We start from the raw sequence: 24024 nt of genomic DNA on the forward strand, positions 1-24024 counted from the left end.
CCAGAATCAGCGCCACGATGAACGGATCCCCCCGCTCACCGGCTCCCGCACGCCCGTCGTCCCCGGAAACGTCAGAGGAAGTCCGCGCAGAGACCGCACCGCGAGATAGGCCCAGGCTTCCGCCTCCATGGCCCCGCCATCCAGCCCCACGGCATCGGACGATACGACGCGGGCGCCGCTCTCGGCAGCCAGCGCGGAAAACTCATCCATGATGACCGGATTGAGCCGGCCGCCACCCGAGACGATATAGGTCTTCGGCCGGGCCGGCAGATGGGTTGCGCAGCGCAGGATTGCGGCACCGGTGACATGGGCGAGCGTCCGAGCGCCGTCTTCGAGCGAGACCTCGCCCTTGACCGGCGGCACGAAATCGCCGCGATCAAGGGACCGGCGATGATTGCCCGCGAAGAACGCATGATCCAGATACCGCGCTGCCAGACGAGGCACGACCTTGCCCGACGCGGCAATGGCACCGCCGGCATCGAACGCGCCGCCGCCATGGGCCTCGATCCATTGGTCGATCAGCATGTTTCCGGGGCCGCTGTCGAAGGCCGAGAGGTGTCCATCTTCACCGACGAAGGTCAGATTGGAGATGCCGCCGATGTTGACGAAGACGACGGGACCTTCGAGATCGCCCGGCAGATTGGCGGCAAGCGCCTGATGATAGACGGGGATGAGCGGTGCCCCCTGCCCGCCGGCCACCATGTCGGCGGCCCGCATGTCATGGATGACGTCGATGCCCGTTTCCGCCGCCAGAAGAGGCCCGTCGCCGATCTGCACGGTGAGGTCTGCGTCTGGCCTGTGCAGCACCGTCTGCCCGTGGAAACCGATCACATCGATATCGGATGCCGTCAGCCCGTGCGCATGGAGAAAATCGTGAACGGCGACGGCATGCAGCAGCGTCAGGTCGCGTTCGATGCGCGCGAGGTCTCCCGGGCGCTCGGAACGAACCCCGATCGCACCGGCCATCACAAGCGCTGCCTTCAGCCGTGCGCGAAAGCCGCTGTCATAGGCAAGCCCATGCGACGGGCCGCGCCTGACGATCGCTTCGCCGTCGGTCTCCACCAGCGCGATGTCAATACCGTCCATGCTGGTGCCGCTCATCAGCCCGATCGCCGTCTTCACCGCCGTCATCTCGTGTCACTCCCGCCGAATCGCGCGCGCGATCCCTGTCCGCAACATTCATGACCGAGACGGATGCACTTCGCAAAAAACAATGCTAAAGGCCCGGCTTCCGCCAGATTGAAGAGTTCAGGTCCATGTCCAGGTTCAAGTCCGATTTCCTTCGCACGCTCGACGAGCGCGGCTTTCTCCACCAGCTCTCCGACGAGAGCGGGCTGGACGCGCTGTTCCAGAAGGAGGTCGTGACGGCCTATATCGGCTATGATCCGACCGCATCGAGCCTGCATGTGGGCCATCTCACGCAGATCATGATGCTGCATTGGCTGCAGGAAACCGGCCATCGGCCGCTCTCTCTGATGGGCGGCGGCACCGGCATGGTGGGCGATCCCTCCTTCAAGGAAGAAGCCCGCAAGCTGATGACGGTGGAAACGATCGAGGAGAACATCGCCTCGATCAAGCGCTGCTTTGCCAATTACCTCGACTATGACAGGCCGGCCAACGCCGCGCTGATGGTCAACAATGCCGAATGGCTGCGCCCGCTGAACTACCTCGAATTTCTGCGCGACGTCGGCCGGCACTTCTCCGTCAATCGCATGCTCTCTTTCGACAGCGTCAAGACCCGGCTCGACCGCGAGCAGTCGCTGTCGTTCCTCGAATTCAACTACATGATCCTTCAGGCCTACGATTTTGTGGAACTGGCCAAGCGCTACGACTGCCGCCTCCAGATGGGCGGCTCCGACCAGTGGGGCAACATCGTCAACGGCATCGACCTCGGCCACCGCATGGGCACGCAACAGCTCTATGCGCTCACCTCGCCGCTGCTCACCACGTCGTCGGGCGCGAAGATGGGCAAATCGGCCTCCGGCGCGATCTGGCTGAACGCCGAACTGCTGCCGGTCTATGATTTCTGGCAGTATTGGCGCAACACGGAAGACGCAGATGTCGGCCGCTTCCTCAAGCTCTTCACCACGCTGCCGATGGACGACATCGCAAAGCTGACGGCTCTCGGCGGCGCCGAGATCAACGAGGCCAAGAAGACGCTGGCAACCGAGGTAACCGCGATCCTGCACGGCCGTGCCGCTGCTGAGGCGGCTGCCGAGACGGCGCGCAAGACCTTCGAGGAAGGCGCGCTCGCCGAAGACCTGCCGTCGATCTCCATCCCCGCAGCCGAACTCGACGCCGGCCTCGGTCTGCTGACCCTGATCGTCCGCTCCGGCCTCGCCGCCTCCAACGGCGAAGCCCGCCGCCACATCCAGGGCGGCGCCGTCCGCATCAACGACGTCGCGATCTCCGACGAGCGCAAAGCCATCGGCTCGAGCGAACTCACGGCCGACGGCGTGATCAAGCTCTCCCTCGGAAAGAAGAAACACATTCTCGTTCGGCCGGCTTAAGACGAGCGACAAACATTCTTATCGAGACCTACGCAGAGGCATCGGGCAGCAACTACTGCCCGATGCCTTTGTCGTTCAGCCGCCTGCACACGCCCCGTCCTTAGTTGAACTCGAAGATATTCCGGAACACGCCCGGGGCAATGATCGACAACGGGTTGATCGTCAGATTCGGTTTGGTGAAGGAGCCTGTCAGCTTGAAGGTGATGCCGAGCAGGCCGCGGTCGCGGCCGTTGCCGAGAAGGGTGCCGATCAGCGGTAGTTCGCTGAAGAGGCGGTTGAGGCCGTAGGCCGGCATGAAGGTGCCGGTCATGTCGATCTTGCCGTTCGGGTCGCGCACCACGCCTTGAAACGTCGCACCGACGTCGCTGCCGCGCACGACGCCATTGTCGAGGGCGATCTGCCCGCCGTCAAGCGCCAGATTGGCAAAGCCGCGCTCGAACTTCGCCGAGCTCATGTCGATATCCTTCTTGACCGCCTGGTTCAGGCTTCGCCCATCGGATGTCGAGGGAGAGGAGACCATGGATTGCAGCCGCTGCTCGTTGACGAGCGCGAATTTGCGGATATCGAGCGTTCCACGCCAGGAATTGCCGCCACGGTCCCGGAGCTTCAGGTTCAAAAGGCCACCGCGCATGTTGGCGTAGATATCGGCGAACCGGGCGAGAGCACCTGCGTCACCGCTCGTCAGCTGCACGATATTGTCGGCGCCGGACGCCACGAGATCGCCGACCACGGCCTGTCCGGTGGAGGTGACCGCCTTCAGCTTCAGTCCCTCGATCGCCTTTCCGCGGGCGGTGTATGTCAGGTTGACGTTGGAGAGCGTTTCCGAGTGAAAACCCTGTACGCTTTCCAGCGAGGCATCGATCGAGACGCGCTTGGCCACGGCCTGGGAAACGTCGCCCTTCGCGCCCGGCGATTTCAGGCTGTCGATGACCGAGCGAATATCCGCGGAAGTGCCGTTGACGGTCACGCCGTAGCCGCTCTTTTGCCGCTTCACCGAGACAGCATAGTTGTCGCCGGCCGCAAGCCGCACGGAAGTGAGGTCGGCGGCGGCCAGGCCGGCCTTGTCGATGGTGATCGATCCGCCGGCTCCAAAGCTCTCGCCCGAGATCTTGAAGTCGCTGATCGACGTTACCCCGTCCTTCGTCACGGCCGAAAGGCTGGAGGTCGCCGGCACGCCGCGCCCCTTGCTCCAGCCGATCCATGGCAGGGACAGGGTTGCACCTTCCAGATCGACCTTGACCACCTGCCGGTCACCCTCCTGCAGGTCCACGTCGAGACCGACGGGTCCATCGACGATGCCGGAGAGCCCCGGTGCAAACTTGGCGAGCGCGCCGTCGGGCAAGGTGCCGGAGACGGTGCGGCTGCGCTTGACCGGGCTGTTCGCTCCGATCGGTTCCACCGCGTCGAGCTTCATCGTGACGCCGTCGACCGCGGCTTTTGCGTCGAGAACGGCATGCTGCGGGTCGATGCGCAACGTTCCGTCGATGTCGGAGATCTCCCGGCCGGCCATCGGCGTCTTGAGCGAAACGCCGTTCAGCCGCATTTCCGCCTGCCATTCCGGCGGCGGCGGGTGCTGGTCGCGGGCAAGCCCGAACCGGGCGCCGACATCCGCCGTCATGGGGCCGGAGAAGTCCTCCGCCTTGAACGGAGTCTTCTGCAGAGCTTCCAGAGGCCTATAGCTCACGAGTTCGGCGATCGCATCCGCCTCGCCGGTCACCTGCAGCTTCAGTTCCGCCATCAACGGCTTGGCATAGGTATTCGGAAGGATGAGGTTTCCCCCATTCAGTGTCACTGTCCGCCCGGACGGGAAATAGGCCGTACCACTGTTGATATCCACCTGGGCGCGCTCGCCCCGCAGCGTGAAATGCCCCGTCGCGTCGCGCAGCGGCGGTATGTCGCCGGCAATATTGACCCGCGCACCGTCGATGTCGAAATCGATCGTCAATTCATCTGCGCCGAACTCGACCGGGCCAGCGGTCTCCGCCAGACGCCCTTCCTCGATTGCCAGCTGGATCTTGCCGTTGTTGACGGTGCCGCCAAAAATATTCGAGATCACCCAGGCACGGGCCTTCTTGCCGACCCACCAGGGCCAGAGCTGCTTGATGCCGGCCGTCTGCATGTCCGTGGTCAGGCCCGCAAAATTGATCTGCGGCGACGTGTTCGAAAACGCGATCGAAAGGGAGCCGGCGAATGTGCCGAGGTTGCTGGCGACGGAAAGCTCGCGAAACAGCATGGCATGCCGCTCGGACTGGAAGTCGCCCGCGACCTTCGCATCGAAGGCCAGCGGCGGCTCGTTGACATCGATCGGGGCGGATGTTCCACCCTTTACCAGCACGTCGATACTGAAACCCTTCGGCAGGGCCAGCGACATCGGGTCCGGGGGCGGCGTTGCCGGCGAAAGCGTCGCGGCCGGCGCCATGGATGCCGCGCTCGCCGAATCGATATCGCGGACGGAGCCGCTGAACGGGAACACCGACTTGCCGAGCCGGACTGTCGAGGTGTTCACCTCGATGCTGCCGCGATCGAAATCATAGGCGAGATTGACGTCGGAGGGCAGGAGATCGGATTGCAGACCGCTGGCGACGAAGACGCCCTGGTCGAGAGCGCCCGACATCGTCAGTTCGGGCGCAACGCCTTCCCCGGCCCGCACGGCAGACAGGTTGATCGAGGCCTTGGTATCGAGACCGAACGGCGGCTCGGTCGCCGTCTCCGCGCGGTAGAGAAGGGCTGAGGTGGGCAGGCCGGTCACGGCGCCGCCGAGGCGGACGATGCGTCCCTTGTCGCTGTCGGCCGTCAGGTGCAGCGCCGTCGATGTCCCGTCGATCGCGGCATCGCCGCGGATTGTCATGGACCCGTTCTCGGCACGGGCAAAGTCGAGCGAGTGAACGTCGAGCTTCACCACGCGGTTGCGTGGCCCGGAAAGCGGCAGCATCACGTCGGCGATCCGCACCACCTGCGTGCCGCTGCGGGCGATCAGGCTGGAAATCGTATCCATCTGCGCAAAGACCGCCTCCATCGCCCCGCTGACATCTGCAATACGGATGCGGGTGAGGTCGAGAGGCTTGCCTTGCGGCAGGATGGCGGGGGCGAGACGCGCACCTTCCGCCTCGATGCGGGAGACGGAAATCTTGCCGGACAGGAGCGAAAGCGGATCAAGCTCGATGAAGACCGATTCGGTCGTCAGCAGCTGCTCGTCGGAAGCATTGCGCTTCAGCGAGACATCCTGCGCTTTCAGCGCCAGCGCGCCATCACCGGTCAGGCGCACCACGGTGCTACCGACATCGACATGATAGGCATCGCCGAGCGCATTGTTCAGCGCCGCCTGGGCGCGCGTGTTCAAAATGCGGTCGACCCCGCCGGCTTCCACGGCGACGACGAGGCCGGCGGCAAGCAGGATCAGGACGGAAACGAGCCCGAGAACACCCTTGACGCAACGGCGCGGCCACCGGCGACGTGTGGTCCCATGCAGGATGCAGGGATCGTGCGCCTGGGCCGAAGGCAGCGAATGCAACGCGACGATGTCCTCCTTGCGGAAGACGGTCTTTTCACCCCGGATCTCACTCATGAGCGGTGTCGGCCTCTGCGAAGGTCGAAAAATGCATGTCTCGGCAATATCCCGTGGCTCGAGGCGTAAGCCCTATTTAACAAATCAATGAGGCCATCTACCCATCCTGCCTTTCGGCAAACGATGCGGCAACCGGCGTTAGGTCTTGCAACACGAAAACCGTGTGCGTCCATGACGATGATGCCCATGACCAGGATGGAGGACACAAGCCGTCAAACCACCGTCCATGATCGGCATTCTCCCGGCGGGGATGACGGCGTACCGCTTTGCACCATATAAGTGAGGCGACAAATGGTCGGAACGGCGTATTTCATCAATCTCCCCCGACACACCGTACAGAAAACAGGAGCCAACATGACCGTCATCGCCACAGGCGCCAAGGCGCCGGACTTCACTCTGCCGCGGGACGGCGGCGGAACCGTCTCGCTCGCCGAGCAGGCGGGCCATCAGGTCGTGCTCTTCTTCTATCCGAAGGACGACACCACTGGCTGCACGGCCGAATCGATCGCGTTCACGGCGAATATCGCGGCGTTCGAGGCCGCCGGCGCGGTCGTGATCGGCATGTCGCCCGATTCGGCGAAAAAGCATGACAAGTTCGTCGCCAAGCACGGACTTGCCGTGATTCTCGCGGCGGACGAGGATAAGACGACCCTCGAAGCCTACGGCGTCTGGGCTGAGAAAAGCATGTACGGCAAGAAGTACATGGGCGTGGAGCGGACCACCGTCCTCATCGGACCGGACGGCGTCGTCACCCGCGTGTGGGAGAAGGTGAAGGTTCCCGGCCACGTCGAAGAGGTCCTCGCCGCCGTACAGGCCGCAGCCGCGTGAGGGACGGGGCGATGGCGGGAGGCTCGCCGGAGGCCCTGTCTTCCGGCAACGCAGGCACGGGATCACTCGCGATGCGATCGCTGCGCGATGGTGCTGCGCTCGCCATTCGTGCCTCCGATCTCGACCTCAAAGCCGATCTCGCCCAGGAGGCTGCCTGCCGGTGGAGCGAGCGGCGCCTGTCGCTGCGCTCGCCGCTCGACACGGCCGTACCCGTCCGCCCCGGCCGCCCGGACAAGCCGGAATTGATCCCGCCCCAGCGTGTCCCGCGTCGCGCGCTGACGACCCTGCGCGGGCGCGTCGCCCTCCTCCACGCCATTGCCCATATCGAGCTGAACGCCGTCGATCTCGCGCTCGACATCGTCGCGCGGTTTGCGACGGAGCGTATGCCGAACTCGTTCTTCGATGGCTGGATGCGGGTCGCCTTCGAGGAGGCGAAGCATTTCCGGCTGGTGCGCAACCGTCTACGCGATCTCGGCGCCGATTACGGAGACCTTCCGGCCCATGACGGGCTTTGGCAGGCGGCGCACGACACCCGCAACGACCTGACCGCGCGCCTTGCCGTCGTTCCCCTCATCCTCGAAGCTCGTGGCCTCGACGTGACGCCCGCTTTGCAGGAAAAGATGCGCCAATCCGGCGACGACGCCAGTGCCGCCATTCTCGACATCATTTACGAGGACGAGAAGGGCCATGTGGCCGTCGGTGCGAAATGGTTTCGCTTTCTCTGCGCCCGCGAGGGAAAGGATCCGGCCCGTGCCTTTCAGGATCTCGTTCGTGCCAATTTCCGCGGGCCGTTGAAGGCGCCGTTCAACGACGTCGCCCGCGCCGAAGCCGGACTGACGCCGTCCTTCTACCGCTCGATGACGGCCTCGGTGAACATCTGAGACCTGCATTCACCGGGCAGCATCAAGCAAATATTAACCTTAACAAGGTCTACTCCGCGCATGGATTAAGGGCATGCTGCGGGAGTAAATTGTGTCTCAGAGTTCGGGAAGCCCGATATTCGGCAAGCGCAAGGAACAGCCGATCCTGATCCTCGCCCGTGGTGAAAACGTCCACCATATGACGGTGCGCCCGTGGATGACCGCCGTCGGCGTCTCGCTCGGCGCCCTCTTTGCCATCGGCTACCTCGCCTCGACCTCCTATCTCGTCCTGCGCGACGACCTGATCGGCGGCACCATGGCGCGTCAGGCGCGCATGCAGCACGATTATGAGGATCGTATCTCGGCGCTGCGCGCGCAGGTCGATCGCGTCACCAGCCGGCAGCTTCTCGACCAGCAGGTGGTGGAGGAAAAGGTGGAGAAACTTCTCCAGCAGCAACAGGCCCTCACCTCGCGCCACGGCAAGCTTGGCTCCCTCATCGAGCGCGCCGAGGAATCCGGTCTTGCCGATCCCGGCACCGACAAGGTCGAGACCGAAAAGCATGCGGACGCCACAGGTGGGATCCAGGCCATCGAACGCCTGATGGGCCTTGCCGCAAAGACCGCCCCCAAGGGGCCGGCGCTTGCCTACGCCGCCCCCTTCACCCGCACCGACATGCGCGGCGGCGATACGATCACCGATCGCGCCGACCGCCTCTTCTCGCGCGTCACGCACTCTCTGAAGGATATCGAGCGCTCGCAGAAGGACAGGATCGCGACGCTCACGTCCGGCGCCATCAGCGCGACCGATGCCATCGAGACCATCGTCGCCCGCACGGGCCTCTCCGTCACGCCTGATCCGGCGGACGCCGACGAGGCGCGGGTGCGAAGCGGCGAAGGCGGCACGGATACCGCCATGGGCGGCCCCTATGTCGAGCCGGAAACGAAAGACGTCTTCGACCGTCAGCTGGTCGAACTCGATACCGCGCTCGTGCGCCTCGAACAGGTGCGTGGCGAAGTCCGCAAGCTGCCCTTCAGCAACCCGGCGCCGCAGAGCGACATCACCAGCCAGTTCGGCAACCGCATGGACCCCTTCCTCGGACGCCTTGCGCTGCACGCCGGCATCGATTTCCGGGTCGCCACGGGCACGAGCGTCCGCTCGACGGCGCCCGGCAAGGTCGTCGTTGCCGGGCGCAACGGAGGCTATGGCAATATGGTTGAGATCGATCATGGCAACGGCGTCAGCACGCGCTACGGGCATCTCTCGACCATTCTCGTCAATGTGGGCGACGTCGTGAAGGCGGGGGACGCGATTGCGCGCTCCGGCAGCACCGGCCGCTCCACCGGCCCGCACCTCCATTACGAAGTCCGGCTCCACGGCGATGCTGTCGATCCGATGCGCTTTCTGAATGCGGGGATGAAGCTCAGCAGCTATATCAAGTAAAGCGCTTCCCAAAGAGAAATTCCGTCCCATATTCAGGGTGTTCGAGCCGGATTCCCCGACTTGACGCGTCTCGATCGCCGCAAAGCGCCAGTTTTCTTGACTTTCCGCAAGCTTGGGCCTATGAGCGCCCACGACGGACCTCGAGAGCGCGGCCCGCGGCACCAGAGTTCGTTAGAACCGGAACGGAAACAGATTTCCCTTTGACAACGTTTGCTGATCTTGGCCTGAGCCAAAAAGTTCTCTCCGCCGTCACCGATGCGGGCTATACGATCCCGACGCCCATCCAGGCGAACGCCATTCCGCCGGCGCTGATGCGCCGCGATATTCTCGGGATCGCGCAGACGGGAACGGGCAAGACGGCCTCCTTCGTGCTGCCCATGCTGACGCTGCTCGAAAAGGGCCGCGCCCGGGCGCGCATGCCGCGCACGCTGATCATGGAACCGACGCGCGAACTCGCCGCGCAGGTCGCCGAGAACTTCGAGAAATACGGCAAGAATCACAAGCTCAACATTGCGCTTCTCATCGGCGGCGTCTCGTTCGACGAGCAGGATCGCAAGTTGGAACGTGGCGCCGATGTGCTGATCTGCACGCCCGGCCGCCTGCTCGACCATTGCGAGCGCGGCAAGCTGCTGATGACCGGCGTCGAGATCCTTGTCATCGACGAAGCCGACCGCATGCTGGACATGGGCTTCATCCCCGATATCGAGCGCATCGCCAAGCTTATCCCGTTCACGCGTCAGACGCTGTTCTTCTCGGCCACCATGCCGCCGGAGATCCAGAAGCTGGCAGACCGCTTCCTGCAGAACCCCGAGCGTATTGAGGTTGCCCCGCCTTCCTCGACCGCCAAGACCGTGACGCAGCGCTTCGTCGCCACCCACGGCAAGGATTACGAGAAGCGCGCCATCCTGCGCGATCTCATCCGCTCGCAGGACGAGTTGAAGAACGCGATCATCTTCTGCAACCGCAAGCTCGATGTCGCCGAACTCTTCCGCTCGCTGACCCGCCACGGCTTTTCCGTCGGCGCGCTGCATGGCGACATGGACCAGAGCTCGCGCACCAAGATGCTTGCGGGCTTCAAGGACAATGCAATCACGCTGCTCGTCGCCTCCGACGTGGCCGCCCGCGGCCTCGACATTCCGGATGTGAGCCACGTGTTCAACTTCGACGTTCCGATCCATGCCGAGGATTACGTCCACCGCATCGGCCGCACGGGCCGTGCCGGACGCTCGGGCGCTGCCTTCACGCTGGTGAGCCGTCGCGATGTGAAAGCGGCGGATGCGATCGAAAAGCTCATCGACCAGAAGATCGAATGGCACAATGGCGGTCTCGACGATCTGCCGGCGCCGATGGAGAGCACCGACAGCGGTCGTTCCGAGAAGAAGGGCGGGCGTGACGGCAAGCGCGGCGGACGCGGACGGGAGCGCGATCATGCTCCGCGCCACGTCGTGGACCACAATCCCGACGCGCAGCGCCCCTACGGTACGAAGCCGGATGGCTACAGCGCCGAGAGCTACAAGCCGGATGCGGTGAAGGCGGAAGCCATCAAGGCCCCCGGTCACAAGCCTGACATCAAGACAGACGATACTCATCTCCAGACCGAATCGGTGCAGCCAAGGATTGAACCCGTGAGAGCAGAACGCAAGGCAGACCCGAAGCCGCAGAACGCCGGCCCCCGGAACCATCGCCCGGCGTCGCCTGCCAACGACGACAATCGCGACCGCCGCAATCGTTACCGTCGCGACCATGACGACGGCCCGACACCGGTTGGTTTCGGCGACGAAATTCCGGCTTTCATGCTGGTTGCCGGCAAGGCTTAATTCGACTTTCTGAGACAGCTCGAGCGCAGTGTGTTCCATGGACCGCTGCGCTTCTTGCGTTGTGCTGTACAGGCAGAATGCTCTGCGTTGTCGTGCCTGACAGTGGAGGTTCCTCTTGACACCATCGAAGCCTGCCGCTCCCGGTATCGATTTCCCAGGCGTTGGCTGCGGCCTCGCTATCCTGCGGAACAACCAAATCCTCCTCTGCCGCCGGCTGAAAGCGCCGGAACGGGGACACTGGACCATCACGGGCGGCAAGGTCGACATGATGGAGGACAGCCGTTCCGCAGCACGTCGCGAGGGCAAGGAAGAAAGCGGGCTCGCGATCGGCGACGCCATCGACTTTCTCTGCGTCAGCGAGCATGTTTTCGAGGGAGACCGGCAGCACTGGATCTCGCTGATCTACGTCACGCGCGATACCCAAGGCGATCCTCTGGAAACGGAGCCGGACAAGCTCGCGGATATCGGATGGTACGATCTCGACGCTCTGCCCGCGCCGCTCTCCCGTTTTGCGGCGGATGCAATCACGGCTATCCGTACCCAGAGCCTACTTGGCTGAGCGAACCGCCGCCTCATAGGCAAGCAGCGCCCAGCGAGTCATTTCATCAGGATCATCGAGCGCTGCGTCGGGGATCGACCAGTAAGGCATGAAAACCGGCTTCTTGCCCGCCTTTCCCTCATAGCTCCACTGGTGGGCACCGGCCGCCTCGAAGAGGGGCGCGCTCTCGTGATCGGCCTTCAGCATCAACTCGCTTTTGAGATCGATCGCCACGATCAGCCCGTTGCGATAGACGCCCTTGCCGCCGAACATGCGTTTGATGGTCACCGGGCCAAGTCCGGAAAACAGATCCTCGATCGCTTCGATATCCATTTTCTATCCCTTCAGCACACCACCGACTGCCGCAATCGCCTCCGGCGTGTCGAGATCGAGATGTGCGGCAGGGCCTATATCAACATCGACGACCGGCAGTCCGCCCGTTTCGATCACATGGCGCGCGCCGACATCGCCTTCGAGCTTGCGGAGCGCCGGAAACAATGCGCGCGGCAGGATCACCGGGTTGCCCCGCTTGCCACCACAGACGGCGCGCACGACCGCCTGTCCACCCTGTTCTTCAAAAGCCGCAATCAACCGCCGGACATCCCCGGCCGTCACTCCGGGCATGTCCGCCAGCAGCACCAGCATCCCATCCGCCTCAGGTCCGATACCGTCGAGGCCCGCGATCAGCGACGACGCCATGCCCGAGGCAAAGTCGTCATTGTGCGTGAATACCAGATCAAGCCCGGACAGCGCCGTCCGGATTTCGTTCGCTCGATGTCCGGTCACGATGGTCACCGGCTCGCGGCTCGCGGCTTGCGCCACCGCCGTCGTCCGGCGCACCAACGGCACGCCGTCGAATTCCGCCAGAAGCTTGTGATGCCCCGCCGCACCCATGCGGCTTGCCTGACCGGCCGCAAGCACCACCAAGCGCACGATCAGCGGCCGCATCGCCTGACCACCGTCCCCATCCACCTCATTGCGAGCGCGTGGACGCGGACGCGTCGGAATTTCCGCCAGCAGCCCGCCGACGCCCATGCCCGCGATCTCCTGCGCCCCCACCGTCTCGCCCGCAAGGATCCGGTCCAGCACCCAATCGAACCCGTTCTCCTTCGGGCTGCGCGCGCAACCCGGCGCGCCGATGATCCTGACATTGTCGAGGCTACCGAGCACGAGAAGATTGCCCGGATCGACCGGCATGCCGACGTGATCGACCTCGCCGCCGGCCGCACGGATTGCAGCCGGGATGACATCGTCCCGATCCGTCACAGCCGAAGCGCCGAACACGATCACCAGACGCGACCGGTTGCAGGGTTTCGCCACGGCGCTGCGGATTGCCGCAGCTACCGCATCCTGCCCGTGCGCCACGCGCACTTCACCCGTCAGACGGCTTCCCGAGCGCCGCAACCGATCCTCAAGCACGCGCCGCGTCTTGTCCATCACCTGCACCTTCAGCGACGGGAGCAAGGTCGAGACGAGCGTCACGTCGCGCGGGATGAATGGCTTGACGGCAAAGGCCGGTGCTTCCGAGAGAACCGAGGCAGCCTGCTCTGCACGTCGCCGATCCACAGCAAGCGGAATGATTTTGATCGTCGCCACCATGTCGCCGGCCCGCACCGCCACATGATCGGCAAGACAAGCGAGTGTGATCGCGGAGTCGATGCGGTTGAAACGGTCAACACGGTCGCGCGTCGCGACGAAGAGGCCATCCACGGCCGCGTGCAGGTTCAAGCGACCGGTCGAGGCTGGTGAGAATGTCAGGGTATCCCGCGCGATTCCAGCCGCAATCAACGTCGCCGCTTCGTCCTCGCCGATATCATCAGGTCCGAGACGCGCAACGACAACCTGATCCATGCCAATAGCAGCAAGGGCCGCAACATCGACGGCGCCAAGGCGCGTTCCCTTGGCAAGCCGTCCCTCCGGAAGCGCTACGGCATGCGCCAGAATGCCCCCTTCCGCGTCGCCAAGCGGCACCGGACCGAACCTCATACGTCGCCCGCCCCGGGAGCGAAAACAGTCTCCACAACAGGCCGCGTTCGAAGCGACTGGATGATATCGGCCAGAATCGATACCGCGATTTCCGCAGGCGTCGCCGCCCCGATGGAGAGCCCGATGGGCGCGGAGATACGCGCGATGGCATCCGGCGTCAGCCCCAGAGCCTGAAGGCGCTCGACGCGCTTGCCATGCGTCTTCCGGCTGCCGAGAGCACCCACGTAGAAGCATCCGGCCACCAGCGCTGCCTTCAATGCGGCATCGTCGATCTTCGGATCATGTGTAATGGCCGCAAGCGCCGTGTAGGCATCGAGCGGCCGTTGCGGCAGCACGTCTTCCGGCCAGTCCGCAATGAGATCGACGCCGCCGAACCGCTCCGGCGTCGCAAAGGCCGTCCGGGGATCGATGACGACGGTGGAAAACCGTGCGATCTCCGCCATCGGCACCAGAGCCTGGGCGATATGCACGGCGCCGATGATCACGAGCCGCGGCGGCGGACGGTAGATGTTGACGAAACAGCGCCCGTCGGCAGCCAGCCGCGACACGCCGGTCACGAAGGCAGCCTTGACATCGTCAGGCCCTTCTTCGCCCTCGGTGAAAACGCGCGTTCGACCCGTCGCAAGATCGGTCAGGCAAGCCACGGCGCGTCGGCCGGCGCGCAATTCGTTGAGCCGGCTAAGAGACGTCAGGTCCAGCCCGGCACCGACCGTCTGCACGAGGACCCGGATCTGCCCGCCGCAGGACAGGCCGACCTGCCAGGCCGTCTCGTCGGCCACGCCGAAGGAGAACACGCGCGCCTCGCCCGAAGCGATCACCTCCACCGCTTCCGTCACCACCGCCCCTTCCACGCATCCGCCGGAAACGGAACCGTCGAAATTCCCGTCTTCGTCAATAACAAGGTGGCTGCCGACCGGCCGCGGTGCAGACCCCCACGTCTCGATCACCGTGGCAAGAGCAACCGCCCGGCCCTGCTGGCTCCAGGCCTGTGCAAGCAGGAGGGGGTCATGCGCATCTGCATCGTTCGTCATGGAAATATCCCTGATCGTGCCACCGGAACAGGCCATGAGCCCGGCGGTTGCCGCACGACGACCGATATAGTGCGTGGGCCACTGGTTTTCAGCCATGCCGCCCGCGGATTTTCCGCGACCGCTTTGCGCCATCGTCCTTTCGCTCCAGGCAGCCGGAGGCTGTCTTCCACCCTGTTCTCAAAGTCGAAAGATGGGCATCTCCGGAAGAACCGACCGTTTTCCTTTGACGCGCGTCCCCGGATTGCCGAACATGCAGGACCGGCGTCCCGTCGCAAACAGTGCCAACCCGTCCGGTCAGCTCCGAGCTCTGAAAGATCCATGTCCCGCGTCCTCGTTCTCATTCCTGCTTTCGCACTCGCCGCCGGCATGGCATCCGGTGCCGCCGCTGCCGGGCTGAAGGTCGGCGTCGTCGCCCCCGTCGAAGGGCCGCTCGCTCTGCTCGGCCGGCAGGTTCTGGAAGGCGCGCGGTTCCAGGCGGAAGCCCGCGGCTCCGAGGTCGTCGCCATTCCCGAAACCTGCGAGGCGGCCGACGCCGAGGCCTTGAAGGCCGCCGTCGCTGCGGCGAGCGCAGAAGCGCTGGTCGGCTTCCTCTGCACCGAGAGCCTTGAAGCCGTCCTGCCGACGCTTGCCGGTACTGGCATCCCCGCCGTCACCTTGAGCGTCCGCTCCGATATCCTCATGGAAGATGCACGCAAGAACGGCTGGCCGTTCTACCGTCTGGTGCCCAACGCCCGCAAGGAAGCCGAAAAGATTGCGAGCGTCATCATCGAGCGCTGGAAAAGCGAGCCTCTCGCTCTGATCGACGACGGCACGATCCATGGGCGCGACCTCGTGGAAGGCGTGCGTGCGGCTCTGGCCGAGACGGGCCTGACGCCTGTTTTCACCGATACCTACCGCCCGGCGCAGGAGCAGCAGATCAGCCTCGTGCGCCGCCTCGCCCGCAGCGGGGCAACTCATGTTCTGATCGGTGGCGACCGGAGCGATGCAGCGATCATCGCCAGAGACGCCCGCAGCGAAAAGATCCCGCTGACGCTCCTGGGTGGCGAAGCGCTGGATGCGGCCGACCAGCCGGTTCCGTTGGCGGACGGCGTCCTCGCCGTCACATTGCCGGAAGCCGCGACCCTGCCGGAGGCGACCGCCACTGCGGCGGCGATGCGCGCCGCCAATATCGTGCCCGATGGCTATGTCCTGCCCGCCTTCGCCGCGATGACCTTGGCTGAGCAGGCGAAGGACCGCGCGCTGAAGGACGGTACGCCGCTGGCCGATGCGCTACCAAAGGCGCCCTATCCCACCGTCGTCGGAACCATCCGGTTCGATGCCGGCCATGAACTCGCCGACAATCCCTACAGGCTGATGGAATGGCGCCAGGGCCGCTTTGTGAATGCGCCACCGCCGGGCGAATGAGGGCCGCGACATGACGGTGCAACCTGGGCCACGAAATGCGCTGACCGATGTTGCCGGGCTCACGGTCGGCCATGCGCAGGACGAACGGCTGAAATCCGGCGTGACCGTCATCCTCTGTGATCCCCCGGCCGTTGCCGCCGTCTCGATCATTGGCGGCGCGCCCGGCACGCGCGAAACCGACCTGCTGGAGCCTCATAACAGCGTGCAGACCGTCGATGCAGTCTGCCTTGCCGGCGGCTCCGCCTTCGGCCTCGATGCCGCATCGGGCGTGCAGGCGGCCCTCCGCGCCATGGGCCGCGGGCTGAAAGTCGGTCCCGCCATCGTGCCGATCGTCCCGGCGGCCATCCTGTTCGACCTCAACAATGGTGGCGACAAGAACTGGGGCACCTATGCGCCCTATCGCGACCTCGGCTACACCGCCGCCATGTCCGCCACGGCTGAGGTCGCGACAGGGACCATCGGCGCGGGCACGGGCGCAAACACCGCCACCGTCAAGGGCGGCCTCGGCACGGCGTCGACCGTTCTTGCGAACGGCATCACCGTCGGCGCGCTCGCCGCCGTCAACCCGCTCGGCTCCGCAACCATCGGCGACACCGCCTGCTTCTGGGCGGCACCCTTCGAGCTGGACGACGAGTTTGGCGGGCTGGGCCTACCCGCGCCCTTGCCGGCAAACGCCACGGCCATCCGCACGAAGCTCGACGCCGTCACGCCGATGGCGAATACGACGATCGCCGTCATCGCGACGGATGTTTCCCTGACGAAAGCCGAAGCCAAGCGCCTCGCCGTCGCGGCGCATGACGGGTTTTCCCGCGCGCTCTGGCCGTCGCATACCCCTCTCGATGGCGATCTGGTCTTTGCCATCTCAACGGGCCGACAGCCCGGCAATCTCAGCCCAGCGGATTTCCTCAGCCTCTGCGCAGCGGCGGCTTCCACAATGGCGCGGGCGATCGCGCGGGGCGTGCATGATGCGACACCGGCCGAAGGCGACACCAAGCCGTGCTGGCGCGACCTTCAGCCCACATCGCCCTGAGAGCCCCGACATTGCCGCTCCCGTCCACCAATGCTACTGCATCAGCACTCGGACCGGAATCGGTTCAGGGAGAGATGATGCAGCCGTTTTCCTTGCGTCGAAGCGACGGAAACGCGTCCCGGAGATTTGAGCATGCCGCTTCCCATTCGTATCGCCCCGTCCATTCTCGCCTCCGATTTCTCGCGGCTCGGCGAAGAGGTGCGTGACGTCGTGGCCGCCGGTGCTGATTGGGTGCATCTCGATGTGATGGACGGCCATTTCGTGCCCAACATCACGTTCGGCCCGGATGTCGTGAAGGCTCTGCGTCCCACCACGGATGCTCCTTTCGACTGCCATCTGATGATTTCCCCCGCCGATCCCTATCTCGAAGCCTTCGCCAGGGCCGGATGCGACAGCATCACCGTGCATGCCGAAGCAGGTCCCCACCTGCACCGCTCGCTCCAGACGATCCGCAACCTCGGCAAGAAGGCCGGCGTCGCCATCAACCCGGCAACGCCGGAAGCCACCGTCGAATACCTGCTCGATACGGTGGATCTCGTGCTGGTGATGACCGTCAATCCCGGCTTTGGCGGCCAGAAATTCGTGGAGCCGACCCTCGACAAGATCCGCCGGGTCCGCAGCCTGATCGGCGACCGGCCGATCGACATCCAGGTCGATGGCGGCATCACCGAGGCGACGATCGCCACCGCAGCCGCCGCCGGCGCAAACGTTTTCGTCGCGGGATCCGCGATCTATGGCGGCGGCTCTCCGGAGGCCTATCGCACGGCGATCGACAAGCTCCGCGCGCTTGCGGAGGGCGGTCGCGGATGACCCGCGACGGCGGCCCGACGCGGCTGCCGACAGTCGCCCCACGTCCGAGCCTCGGCAGAACGGTCGCAGACCGGTTGCGCGCCGGCTGGCAGGGTATGCGACGCCACTTTCTCCTCGCACCGGTCTGGGGGCTCCTGATGTCGCTCTGCGCCCTCGCCTCCTTGTTCCTGCACGGGCGCGCCGGCACCGGCCACACGGCGTCGGTTCTGGTCCTCTATTTCGGCGGCGGCATGCTCGCCTGGCCAATCAGTATTTTCGTCTCGCGGGCACTTTCGCTCGGCCGCCGCGCCGAAACACGCTTTGCCTGCACCTTCCTCTGCCTGACGCTTCTGACAATCGGCATGACGGCTTTTCTGTTCGCCATGCAATATCGCCTGTTCTTCTCCCGCTGGCACGCACCCTTCGCCACGCGTGTCTGGTTCTACCAGTTCGCCTTCACCAGTGCGGGCGCCGTCTACCAGTTCATCGTCATGGGCGTCCGGCTCTATCTGCCGATAGGTCTTCCCGCACTTTTCGGCATGAGCTTCTGGCTGACACGGGACGATGAGCGCGGGCGTCGAACCACCCTTCGGCGTTGAGCTTGCCGGACATCTTTGATAGACGCTCGGCCAACGATATCCGAGAGAAAGCTGACAGCCGATGATCCCCCGCTATTCCCGTCCGGAAATGGTCGCCATCTGGTCGCCCGAAACCAAGTTCCGCATCTGGTTCGAAATCGAGGCGCACGCCTGCGACGCGCTCGCCGAACTCGGGGTCATTCCCAAGGAAGCCGCGCGCACCATCTGGGAAAAAGGCGGGGCCGCCATCTTCGACGTCGACCGGATCGATGAGATCGAAGCCGTCACCAAGCACGACGTCATTGCCTTCCTCACGCATCTCGCCGAAATCGTCGGCCCGGACGCCCGCTTCGTCCACCAGGGCATGACATCGTCCGACGTGCTCGACACCTGTTTCAGCGTCCAGCTCGTCAAGGCGACCGACCTGCTGCTGGCCGATATGGACCGCCTGCTGGAGGCCCTGAAGCGCCGCGCATTCGAGCACAAGGACACGGTCACCATCGGCCGCTCGCACGGCATCCATGCGGAGCCCACGACCTTCGGCGTCAAGCTTGCGCTGGCCTATGCCGAGTTCGAGCGCTGCCGTGCACGCCTCGTCGCCGCCCGCGAGGAGATCGCCACCTGCGCCATCTCGGGCGCCGTCGGCACCTTCGCCAACATCGACCCGCGCGTCGAGGAACACGTCGCCGCCGCCCTCGGCCTTAAGCCGGAGCCGGTCTCCACGCAGGTCATCCCGCGCGATCGCCACGCTATGTACTTCGCCATCCTCGGCGTCATCGCGTCCTCAGTCGAGCGCGTCGCGACCGAAATCCGCCATCTGCAGCGCACGGAAGTTCTGGAAGCCGAAGAGTATTTCTCGCCGGGCCAGAAGGGCTCGTCGGCCATGCCGCACAAGCGCAATCCGGTACTCACCGAGAACCTCACGGGCCTCGCCCGCATGGTCCGTGCCTTCTCGATTCCCGCCATGGAAAACGTCGCCCTCTGGCACGAGCGCGACATCTCGCACTCCTCCGTCGAGCGCATGATCGGCCCGGACGCGACGGTGACGCTCGATTTCGCCCTTGCCCGCCTGACCAACGTCATCGATAAGCTGCTGATCTACCCGGACAACATGATGGGAAACCTCAACAAGTTCCGGGGCCTTGTTCATTCGCAGCGCGTCCTCCTCGCCCTCACCCAGGCCGGTGCTTCGCGCGAGGACGCCTATCGCCTCGTCCAGCGCAATGCGATGCGTGTGTGGGAACAGGGGAAAGACTTCCTGGAAGAACTGCTCGCCGACGAAGAGGTCCGGGGTTACCTGCCGGAAGCCGACATCCGCGAGAAGTTCGACCTCGGCTATCACACCAAACACGTCGACACGATCTTCCGCCGCGTCTTCGGCTGATCCGTCTCACGCTGATCCGTGCCGAAACTGTCGGAACGGCCGCATTCGCTAGAATGCGACCGTTCTGCGCAAGACTTTGGTGAATGCTTCCCGATACTTTGTAAACTGCAGCTAACATGCAGACGAGGGGAGCAAAACCAATATGCCGGCACAAATGGGTATGGAACGAGAAGCGCGGCCCCGCGTCAAGCTCACCGGGCGTGTCACCTGCCGGGACAAGACGAGCACCGGAACCGTGGTCGATCTCTCGGATGCGGGCATGAGCCTGCAACTGGCCTACGACATCAAGGCAACGCAGGGCCAGGCGATCATCATGGACACCGAAGAGCTCGGACGCTTGAACGGCATGGTGCAGTGGGTCCGCGGTGATCAGATCGGCGTTCGCCTGATGACCTCGTCGAACACCAGCGCCAAGATTGCTTCCTACTATAAATTTTTTCGATAGGTGACGCTCGGGGCATGCCCAAACGCGATGCCTGACGCCCTCAGGTCTTGACAACGAAGGTTTGCCGCCGCACATCGCGACATCATGAAAGCCTCGGAAGCAGACATCCTCATCGTTCCCGGATATACCAACTCCGGTCCCGGTCACTGGCAGTCCCGCTGGGAAAGCAAGCTCGCCTCGGCCCGCCGCGTCGAACAGGCGGAGTGGGTGAAGCCTGTGCGCGAGGACTGGGTCGCCCGGATGAACGAGGAGATCGAGGCGGCAACCAAGCCGGTGGTCATCGTCGCGCATTCCCTCGGCGTCGCCACGGCCGTTCATGCCATCTCCAAGGAAAACCAGCACAAGATCGCCGGCGCCTTCTTCGTCGCTCCACCGGATGTCGAAAACCCGAAGATTCGCCCGAAGCATCTGATGACGTTCGGACCTTACCCGCGCGACCCGCTTCCCTTTCCTTCCATTATCGTCGCCAGCCGCAACGATCATTTCGGCTCTTACGAGCATGCGGGCGACATCGCCAATGCCTGGGGCTCCACCCTCGTGGATGCCGGCGAGTCGGGTCATCTCAACGCCGAATCGGGCCACGGCCCATGGCCCGAGGGCACGATGGTCTTCGCCCAGTTTCTCAGCCGCCTAAAGCCTTGACTTGCCCGTATATCTGGGTGAATCCTGATAGATGGAAAGTGCCTGAAGACGAACCTGTCTCGGGCGATACTCTCCGGGCTGGGCGGACGTGGATGTGACGAGCGAACCTGGCAGCCAGAGCGACAGCGCTCCCCTCGACACGGTTCCGCCGGACGACGTTTCCCGCCGCTTAAGGCTCGCACTCGATGTTTCAAAGATCGGCGTGTTCGATGCGGATCTGGAGACCGGCCACGTCACGCGCGATGCCGTCCTCAGACATATCTTCGGCTACGGCGACCGGCCCGACGAAGGCGAGGGTGATCTTCTCGAAAAGACCGTCCATCCCGAAGACCGCGATCGAACCTGGGCGACGATCGATGCGGGAATAGCCTCCGGGGAACCCTTCTTCAACGCCTTCCGGATCATCCGGCCCGATGGCGAGGTTCGGCACATCCACTCCCGCTCGGTGACCTTCCGCGACGGTAAAGGCCACCTCCGGCTGCTCGGCGCCAATTGGGATGTGACGGAAGACGTCATGCTGCGGCAGAGCCTCGAACAGGCCCGCACGCTGTCGGAAACCCGCTACGAGGCGCTGGAGAGTGCTTGGCGCGAGATCGAGCGTCGCGCCCTGAAGGACCAACTGACGGGACTTGCGAACCGGCACGCTCTCCTGCGTTGGCTGGATAGCCTCCCGGCCCCCCGGACGGTCCCCGTCCCGCCCACGCCATCCTGCATATCGACCTCTCCCGCTTCAAGGAGATCAACGATACGCTCGGCCATAGGGCGGGCGACGCCGCCATCGTTCACGTCGCCGGCCTGCTCGAGGCTTTGCGTCGTCAGGACGAGTGGCTCGCGCGCATCGGAGGCGACGAGTTCGCATTCGTGCTCGGCGCCGGCGAGCGCTCGGAGAATGCAGCCCGGATCGCAGAGGAGGTCATACGCATCCTCGAAGCACCCATTCCCTGCGACGGTCACCTTTGTCGCTGCGGCGTCAGCATCGGGCTTTCCCGAACCGGCGACGATGTGGACGGACGCCAGGCGCTGATCAACGCCGCGATTGCCCTATCCTCTGCCAAGGCGCAGAAGGGCAGCCGCACCGTTCTCTTCACGGCAGAGCTGGAAAATCGAAACCGCGCGATCAAACAGACGGCCGACGACATCCTGCGCGGGCTGGACGACGACGCTTTCCTGCCGTTCTACCAGCTGCAGTTCGATGCAAAGACGCTTGAGGTCAGCGGTGTCGAAACCCTCGCGCGCTGGCAGCATCCGAAGCACGGGGTCCTCGCGCCGGACCGATTTCTAAAGATTGCCGAAGATATCGACGTGATGTGGCGCATCGACCGGTCGCTGGCGGAAAAAGCCTGCGGGGACTTTCTGCGCTGGAGGCTCGAAGGGCTCGCTGTCCCCCGTATGTCCGTCAACATCTCCGCTCGCCGCCTGCTCGATCCCGAGTTGCTCGCTTCCTTCCCGACTCAGAGTTTCCCGAAGGGCACCTTCGTTTTCGAAATGCTCGAATCGATCTTCCTCGACGCCCTCGACGACGAGATGTCCAAAGCGATCGATCGCATCCGCAAAGCCGGTATCGCCATCGAGATCGACGACTTCGGCACCGGCCACGCCTCCGTCCTCGGGCTGACCACCCTTCACCCGAAGCGACTGAAGATCGATCGGGCGCTCATCGCCCCGCTGACGCGCGGCGAACGCCATCGTCGCCTGGTTGCCGCGATCATCGAAATGGGCCACGCGCTCGATATCGAGATCGTTGCGGAGGGCGTCGAAACGCAGGCGCAGATCGTTCTGCTCCGGACGATGGGGTGTGACGTCCTGCAGGGGTATGCCCTCGCCCGCCCCATGGCGACACGGGACATAGAAGCCTTCCTGCGCGCGCGCCTGCCGGCAACCGCTGATACGGGTCTTGCATCGGAAGGTTCTCCCCCTGCCGCGGAATGATCCCGCCGCCACCATGAGGCCGGCGCAGGCCTGCAATGCGCCGATAGACCCTCGTGTTTCCAGAGGAGAGATCAGACGCCGATTGTGAAATGTTTTCTTTTCCGCTATGGACCCGGGAGAAAAACATGCCCGACTGCACCAACGAAAAGGCGCATCTCCCAGCGCCCACAACAATATGAGACAGAGTCTATGAACCGTCGCCGCCGAATCTATGAAGGCAAGGCCAAGATCCTCTATGAGGGCCCCGAGCCGGGCACGCTGATACAGTTCTTCAAGGACGATGCTACCGCTTTCAACAAGAAGAAGCATGACGTCATCGATGGCAAGGGCGTACTGAACAACCGCATCTCCGAATATATCTTCACGCATCTGAACCGCATCGGCATCCCGACCCACTTCATCCGCCGCCTCAACATGCGCGAGCAGTTGATCAAGGAAGTCGAGATCATCCCGCTCGAGATCGTCGTGCGCAATGTCGCGGCCGGATCGCTGTCCAAGCGCCTTGGCATCGAGGAAGGCACCGTGCTGCCGCGCTCGATCATCGAATTCTACTACAAGGCCGACGCGCTCGATGACCCCATGGTCTCCGAAGAGCACATCACGGCCTTCGGCTGGGCAAGCCCGCAGGAGCTCGACGACGTGATGGCGCTCGCTATCCGCGTCAACGACTTCCTGACAGGCCTGTTTCTTGGCGTCGGCATCCAGCTGGTCGATTTCAAGATCGAATGCGGCCGCCTGTTCGAAGGCGACATGATGCGGATCATCCTGGCGGATGAGATTTCGCCCGACAGCTGCCGCCTCTGGGACGTCGTGACGAAGGAAAAGATGGACAAGGACCGGTTCCGCCGCGACATGGGCGGCTTGGTCGAAGCCTATCAGGAGGTCGCCCGCCGTCTCGGCATCATGAACGAAAACGAGCCGCCGCGCGGTTCCGGTCCGGTTCTGGTCAAGTAAGCCGCCAGAACCCGAGAGCATCCAGTTTCGAGGAAAACAACAAGTGATCACCGCACGCGTAACCGTAACGCTCAAGAACGGCGTTCTCGACCCGCAAGGCAAGGCCATCGAAGGCGCCCTCGGCGCCCTCGGTTTTCAAGGTATCGGCCAGGTTCGCCAAGGCAAAGTGTTCGACCTCAAGGTCGATACCGACGACCGCGCGAAAGCCGAAACCGACGTAAAGGCCATGTGCGATAAGCTGTTGGCAAACACCGTGATCGAGAACTATACTATCTCCCTCGACTGAAGGTTGC

22 protein-coding genes are annotated in these 24024 nt (G+C 64.2%); 16 read left to right on the top strand and 6 right to left on the bottom strand.

All coding sequences use genetic code 11. The features are described 5' to 3' along the window. Positions 1-6 precede the first annotated feature (6 nt). A complete protein-coding gene (locus tag GA0004734_RS11610) occupies positions 7-1131 on the bottom strand; it encodes an anhydro-N-acetylmuramic acid kinase (protein ID WP_092933850.1) in 1125 nt (374 codons plus the stop codon). 125 nt (positions 1132-1256) lie between these two features. Here GA0004734_RS11610 and tyrS point away from each other — a divergent pair, with 125 nt between their 5' ends. Then, positions 1257-2510 carry a tyrosine--tRNA ligase gene (gene tyrS / locus GA0004734_RS11615; protein ID WP_092933852.1) on the top strand — a complete coding sequence of 418 codons (1254 nt, stop codon included), beginning with the start codon at positions 1257-1259 and terminating at the stop codon, positions 2508-2510. A gap of 100 nt (positions 2511-2610) precedes the next feature. Here the strand turns inward: tyrS and GA0004734_RS11620 are convergent, their stop codons facing one another. Beyond that, positions 2611-6075, bottom strand: coding sequence for a YhdP family protein (locus GA0004734_RS11620; RefSeq protein WP_092933854.1), 3465 nt, complete (start codon positions 6073-6075; stop codon positions 2611-2613). 354 nt (positions 6076-6429) lie between these two features. Between GA0004734_RS11620 and GA0004734_RS11625 the strand changes: the two genes are divergently transcribed. The 5 genes from GA0004734_RS11625 to GA0004734_RS11645 all read left to right on the top strand — a co-directional run bounded on the left by GA0004734_RS11625 (position 6430) and on the right by GA0004734_RS11645 (position 11580). Beyond that, positions 6430-6903, top strand: coding sequence for a peroxiredoxin (locus GA0004734_RS11625; protein WP_092933856.1), 474 nt, complete (start codon positions 6430-6432; stop codon positions 6901-6903). Positions 6904-6974: 71 nt separating this feature from the next. Continuing rightward, positions 6975-7784: a ferritin-like domain-containing protein gene (locus GA0004734_RS11630; RefSeq protein WP_092936228.1), complete on the top strand. Its 810-nt coding sequence runs from the start codon at positions 6975-6977 to the stop codon at positions 7782-7784. Between the two features lie 91 nt (positions 7785-7875). After that, complete coding sequence (locus GA0004734_RS11635; protein WP_245292404.1) at positions 7876-9204, top strand: M23 family metallopeptidase; 1329 nt, start codon at positions 7876-7878, stop codon at positions 9202-9204. Between the two features lie 200 nt (positions 9205-9404). Then, positions 9405-11021 (top strand): DEAD/DEAH box helicase, encoded by a 1617-nt coding sequence (locus GA0004734_RS11640; protein ID WP_092933860.1) that lies wholly within the window; start codon positions 9405-9407, stop codon positions 11019-11021. Positions 11022-11136: 115 nt separating this feature from the next. Continuing rightward, complete coding sequence (locus tag GA0004734_RS11645; protein WP_092933862.1) at positions 11137-11580, top strand: NUDIX domain-containing protein; 444 nt, start codon at positions 11137-11139, stop codon at positions 11578-11580. Here the strand turns inward: GA0004734_RS11645 and GA0004734_RS11650 are convergent. From GA0004734_RS11650 to GA0004734_RS11660, 3 genes are read right to left on the bottom strand one after another with little or no spacing between them, the layout of a single operon-like run. Then, a complete protein-coding gene (locus tag GA0004734_RS11650) occupies positions 11569-11892 on the bottom strand; it encodes a TfoX/Sxy family protein (RefSeq protein ID WP_092933864.1) in 324 nt (107 codons plus the stop codon). The two genes, GA0004734_RS11645 and GA0004734_RS11650, sit on opposite strands and share 12 nt — an antisense overlap. A gap of 3 nt (positions 11893-11895) precedes the next feature. Next, the gene (locus GA0004734_RS11655; RefSeq protein WP_092933865.1) at positions 11896-13545 is read right to left on the bottom strand and encodes an NTP transferase domain-containing protein; all 1650 of its coding nucleotides are present in this window, start codon (positions 13543-13545) and stop codon (positions 11896-11898) included. Beyond that, positions 13542-14576 (bottom strand): XdhC family protein, encoded by a 1035-nt coding sequence (locus GA0004734_RS11660; RefSeq protein WP_092936230.1) that lies wholly within the window; start codon positions 14574-14576, stop codon positions 13542-13544. Before GA0004734_RS11660 ends, GA0004734_RS11655 begins: the two co-directional genes overlap by 4 nt. A 318-nt stretch (positions 14577-14894) precedes the next feature. On the opposite strand from GA0004734_RS11660, the gene GA0004734_RS11665 reads away from it, so the two are divergent. The 7 genes from GA0004734_RS11665 to GA0004734_RS11695 all read left to right on the top strand — a co-directional run bounded on the left by GA0004734_RS11665 (position 14895) and on the right by GA0004734_RS11695 (position 20848). Next, a complete protein-coding gene (locus tag GA0004734_RS11665; protein WP_092933867.1) occupies positions 14895-15980 on the top strand; it encodes an ABC transporter substrate-binding protein in 1086 nt (361 codons plus the stop codon). A 10-nt stretch (positions 15981-15990) separates the two neighbouring features. Beyond that, the gene (locus GA0004734_RS11670) at positions 15991-17010 is read left to right on the top strand and encodes a P1 family peptidase (protein ID WP_175386323.1); all 1020 of its coding nucleotides are present in this window, start codon (positions 15991-15993) and stop codon (positions 17008-17010) included. A 132-nt stretch (positions 17011-17142) separates the two neighbouring features. Beyond that, a complete protein-coding gene (gene rpe / locus GA0004734_RS11675) occupies positions 17143-17820 on the top strand; it encodes a ribulose-phosphate 3-epimerase (protein ID WP_092933869.1) in 678 nt (225 codons plus the stop codon). Continuing rightward, positions 17817-18398 carry a hypothetical protein gene (locus GA0004734_RS11680; protein ID WP_175386325.1) on the top strand — a complete coding sequence of 194 codons (582 nt, stop codon included), beginning with the start codon at positions 17817-17819 and terminating at the stop codon, positions 18396-18398. Before rpe ends, GA0004734_RS11680 begins: the two co-directional genes overlap by 4 nt. Positions 18399-18459: 61 nt before the next feature. Continuing rightward, positions 18460-19761 (top strand): adenylosuccinate lyase, encoded by a 1302-nt coding sequence (gene purB, locus GA0004734_RS11685; protein ID WP_092933871.1) that lies wholly within the window; start codon positions 18460-18462, stop codon positions 19759-19761. 142 nt (positions 19762-19903) lie between these two features. Next, positions 19904-20206 carry a PilZ domain-containing protein gene (locus GA0004734_RS11690; protein ID WP_092933873.1) on the top strand — a complete coding sequence of 101 codons (303 nt, stop codon included), beginning with the start codon at positions 19904-19906 and terminating at the stop codon, positions 20204-20206. Positions 20207-20290: 84 nt separating this feature from the next. Continuing rightward, complete coding sequence (locus GA0004734_RS11695) at positions 20291-20848, top strand: RBBP9/YdeN family alpha/beta hydrolase (RefSeq protein ID WP_092933875.1); 558 nt, start codon at positions 20291-20293, stop codon at positions 20846-20848. 190 nt (positions 20849-21038) lie between these two features. Here the strand turns inward: GA0004734_RS11695 and GA0004734_RS26400 are convergent, their stop codons facing one another. Beyond that, positions 21039-21491 carry a hypothetical protein gene (locus GA0004734_RS26400; RefSeq protein WP_175386127.1) on the bottom strand — a complete coding sequence of 151 codons (453 nt, stop codon included), beginning with the start codon at positions 21489-21491 and terminating at the stop codon, positions 21039-21041. A 65-nt stretch (positions 21492-21556) separates the two neighbouring features. On the opposite strand from GA0004734_RS26400, the gene GA0004734_RS26285 reads away from it, so the two are divergent. From GA0004734_RS26285 to purS, 3 genes are all read left to right on the top strand, one after another. Further along, entirely contained in the window at positions 21557-22777 is a 1221-nt protein-coding gene (locus tag GA0004734_RS26285) for a putative bifunctional diguanylate cyclase/phosphodiesterase (protein ID WP_280949514.1), read from the top strand. A 189-nt stretch (positions 22778-22966) separates the two neighbouring features. Next, on the top strand, positions 22967-23731 hold the full coding sequence (purC, locus tag GA0004734_RS11710; RefSeq protein ID WP_092933881.1) for a phosphoribosylaminoimidazolesuccinocarboxamide synthase: 765 nt from the start codon (positions 22967-22969) through the stop codon (positions 23729-23731). 43 nt (positions 23732-23774) lie between these two features. Next, on the top strand, positions 23775-24017 hold the full coding sequence (purS, locus tag GA0004734_RS11715) for a phosphoribosylformylglycinamidine synthase subunit PurS (RefSeq protein ID WP_092933883.1): 243 nt from the start codon (positions 23775-23777) through the stop codon (positions 24015-24017). The last annotated feature ends 7 nt before the right edge of the window (positions 24018-24024 follow it).

This window comes from Rhizobium sp. 9140, from assembly GCF_900067135.1.
GTDB lineage: Bacteria > Pseudomonadota > Alphaproteobacteria > Rhizobiales > Rhizobiaceae > Ferranicluibacter.

Bases quoted from the DNA above. Each gene is read 5' to 3' on its own strand.
- purB (WP_092933871.1), top strand. From the start codon at position 18,460: ATGATCCCCCGCTATTCCCGTCCGGAAATGGTCGCCATCTGGTCGCCC.
- GA0004734_RS11695 (WP_092933875.1), top strand. From the start codon at position 20,291: ATGAAAGCCTCGGAAGCAGACATCCTCATCGTTCCCGGATATACCAAC.
- GA0004734_RS11690 (WP_092933873.1), top strand. From the start codon at position 19,904: ATGCCGGCACAAATGGGTATGGAACGAGAAGCGCGGCCCCGCGTCAAG.
- GA0004734_RS11655 (WP_092933865.1), bottom strand. From the start codon at position 13,545: ATGAGGTTCGGTCCGGTGCCGCTTGGCGACGCGGAAGGGGGCATTCTG.
- GA0004734_RS11630 (WP_092936228.1), top strand. From the start codon at position 6,975: ATGCGATCGCTGCGCGATGGTGCTGCGCTCGCCATTCGTGCCTCCGAT.
- GA0004734_RS11650 (WP_092933864.1), bottom strand. From the start codon at position 11,892: ATGGATATCGAAGCGATCGAGGATCTGTTTTCCGGACTTGGCCCGGTG.
- GA0004734_RS11625 (WP_092933856.1), top strand. From the start codon at position 6,430: ATGACCGTCATCGCCACAGGCGCCAAGGCGCCGGACTTCACTCTGCCG.
- GA0004734_RS11620 (WP_092933854.1), bottom strand. From the start codon at position 6,075: ATGAGTGAGATCCGGGGTGAAAAGACCGTCTTCCGCAAGGAGGACATC.
- purC (WP_092933881.1), top strand. From the start codon at position 22,967: ATGAACCGTCGCCGCCGAATCTATGAAGGCAAGGCCAAGATCCTCTAT.
- tyrS (WP_092933852.1), top strand. From the start codon at position 1,257: ATGTCCAGGTTCAAGTCCGATTTCCTTCGCACGCTCGACGAGCGCGGC.
- GA0004734_RS11680 (WP_175386325.1), top strand. From the start codon at position 17,817: ATGACCCGCGACGGCGGCCCGACGCGGCTGCCGACAGTCGCCCCACGT.
- GA0004734_RS11670 (WP_175386323.1), top strand. From the start codon at position 15,991: ATGACGGTGCAACCTGGGCCACGAAATGCGCTGACCGATGTTGCCGGG.
- rpe (WP_092933869.1), top strand. From the start codon at position 17,143: ATGCCGCTTCCCATTCGTATCGCCCCGTCCATTCTCGCCTCCGATTTC.
- GA0004734_RS11660 (WP_092936230.1), bottom strand. From the start codon at position 14,576: ATGACGAACGATGCAGATGCGCATGACCCCCTCCTGCTTGCACAGGCC.
- GA0004734_RS11610 (WP_092933850.1), bottom strand. From the start codon at position 1,131: ATGACGGCGGTGAAGACGGCGATCGGGCTGATGAGCGGCACCAGCATG.
- GA0004734_RS11665 (WP_092933867.1), top strand. From the start codon at position 14,895: ATGTCCCGCGTCCTCGTTCTCATTCCTGCTTTCGCACTCGCCGCCGGC.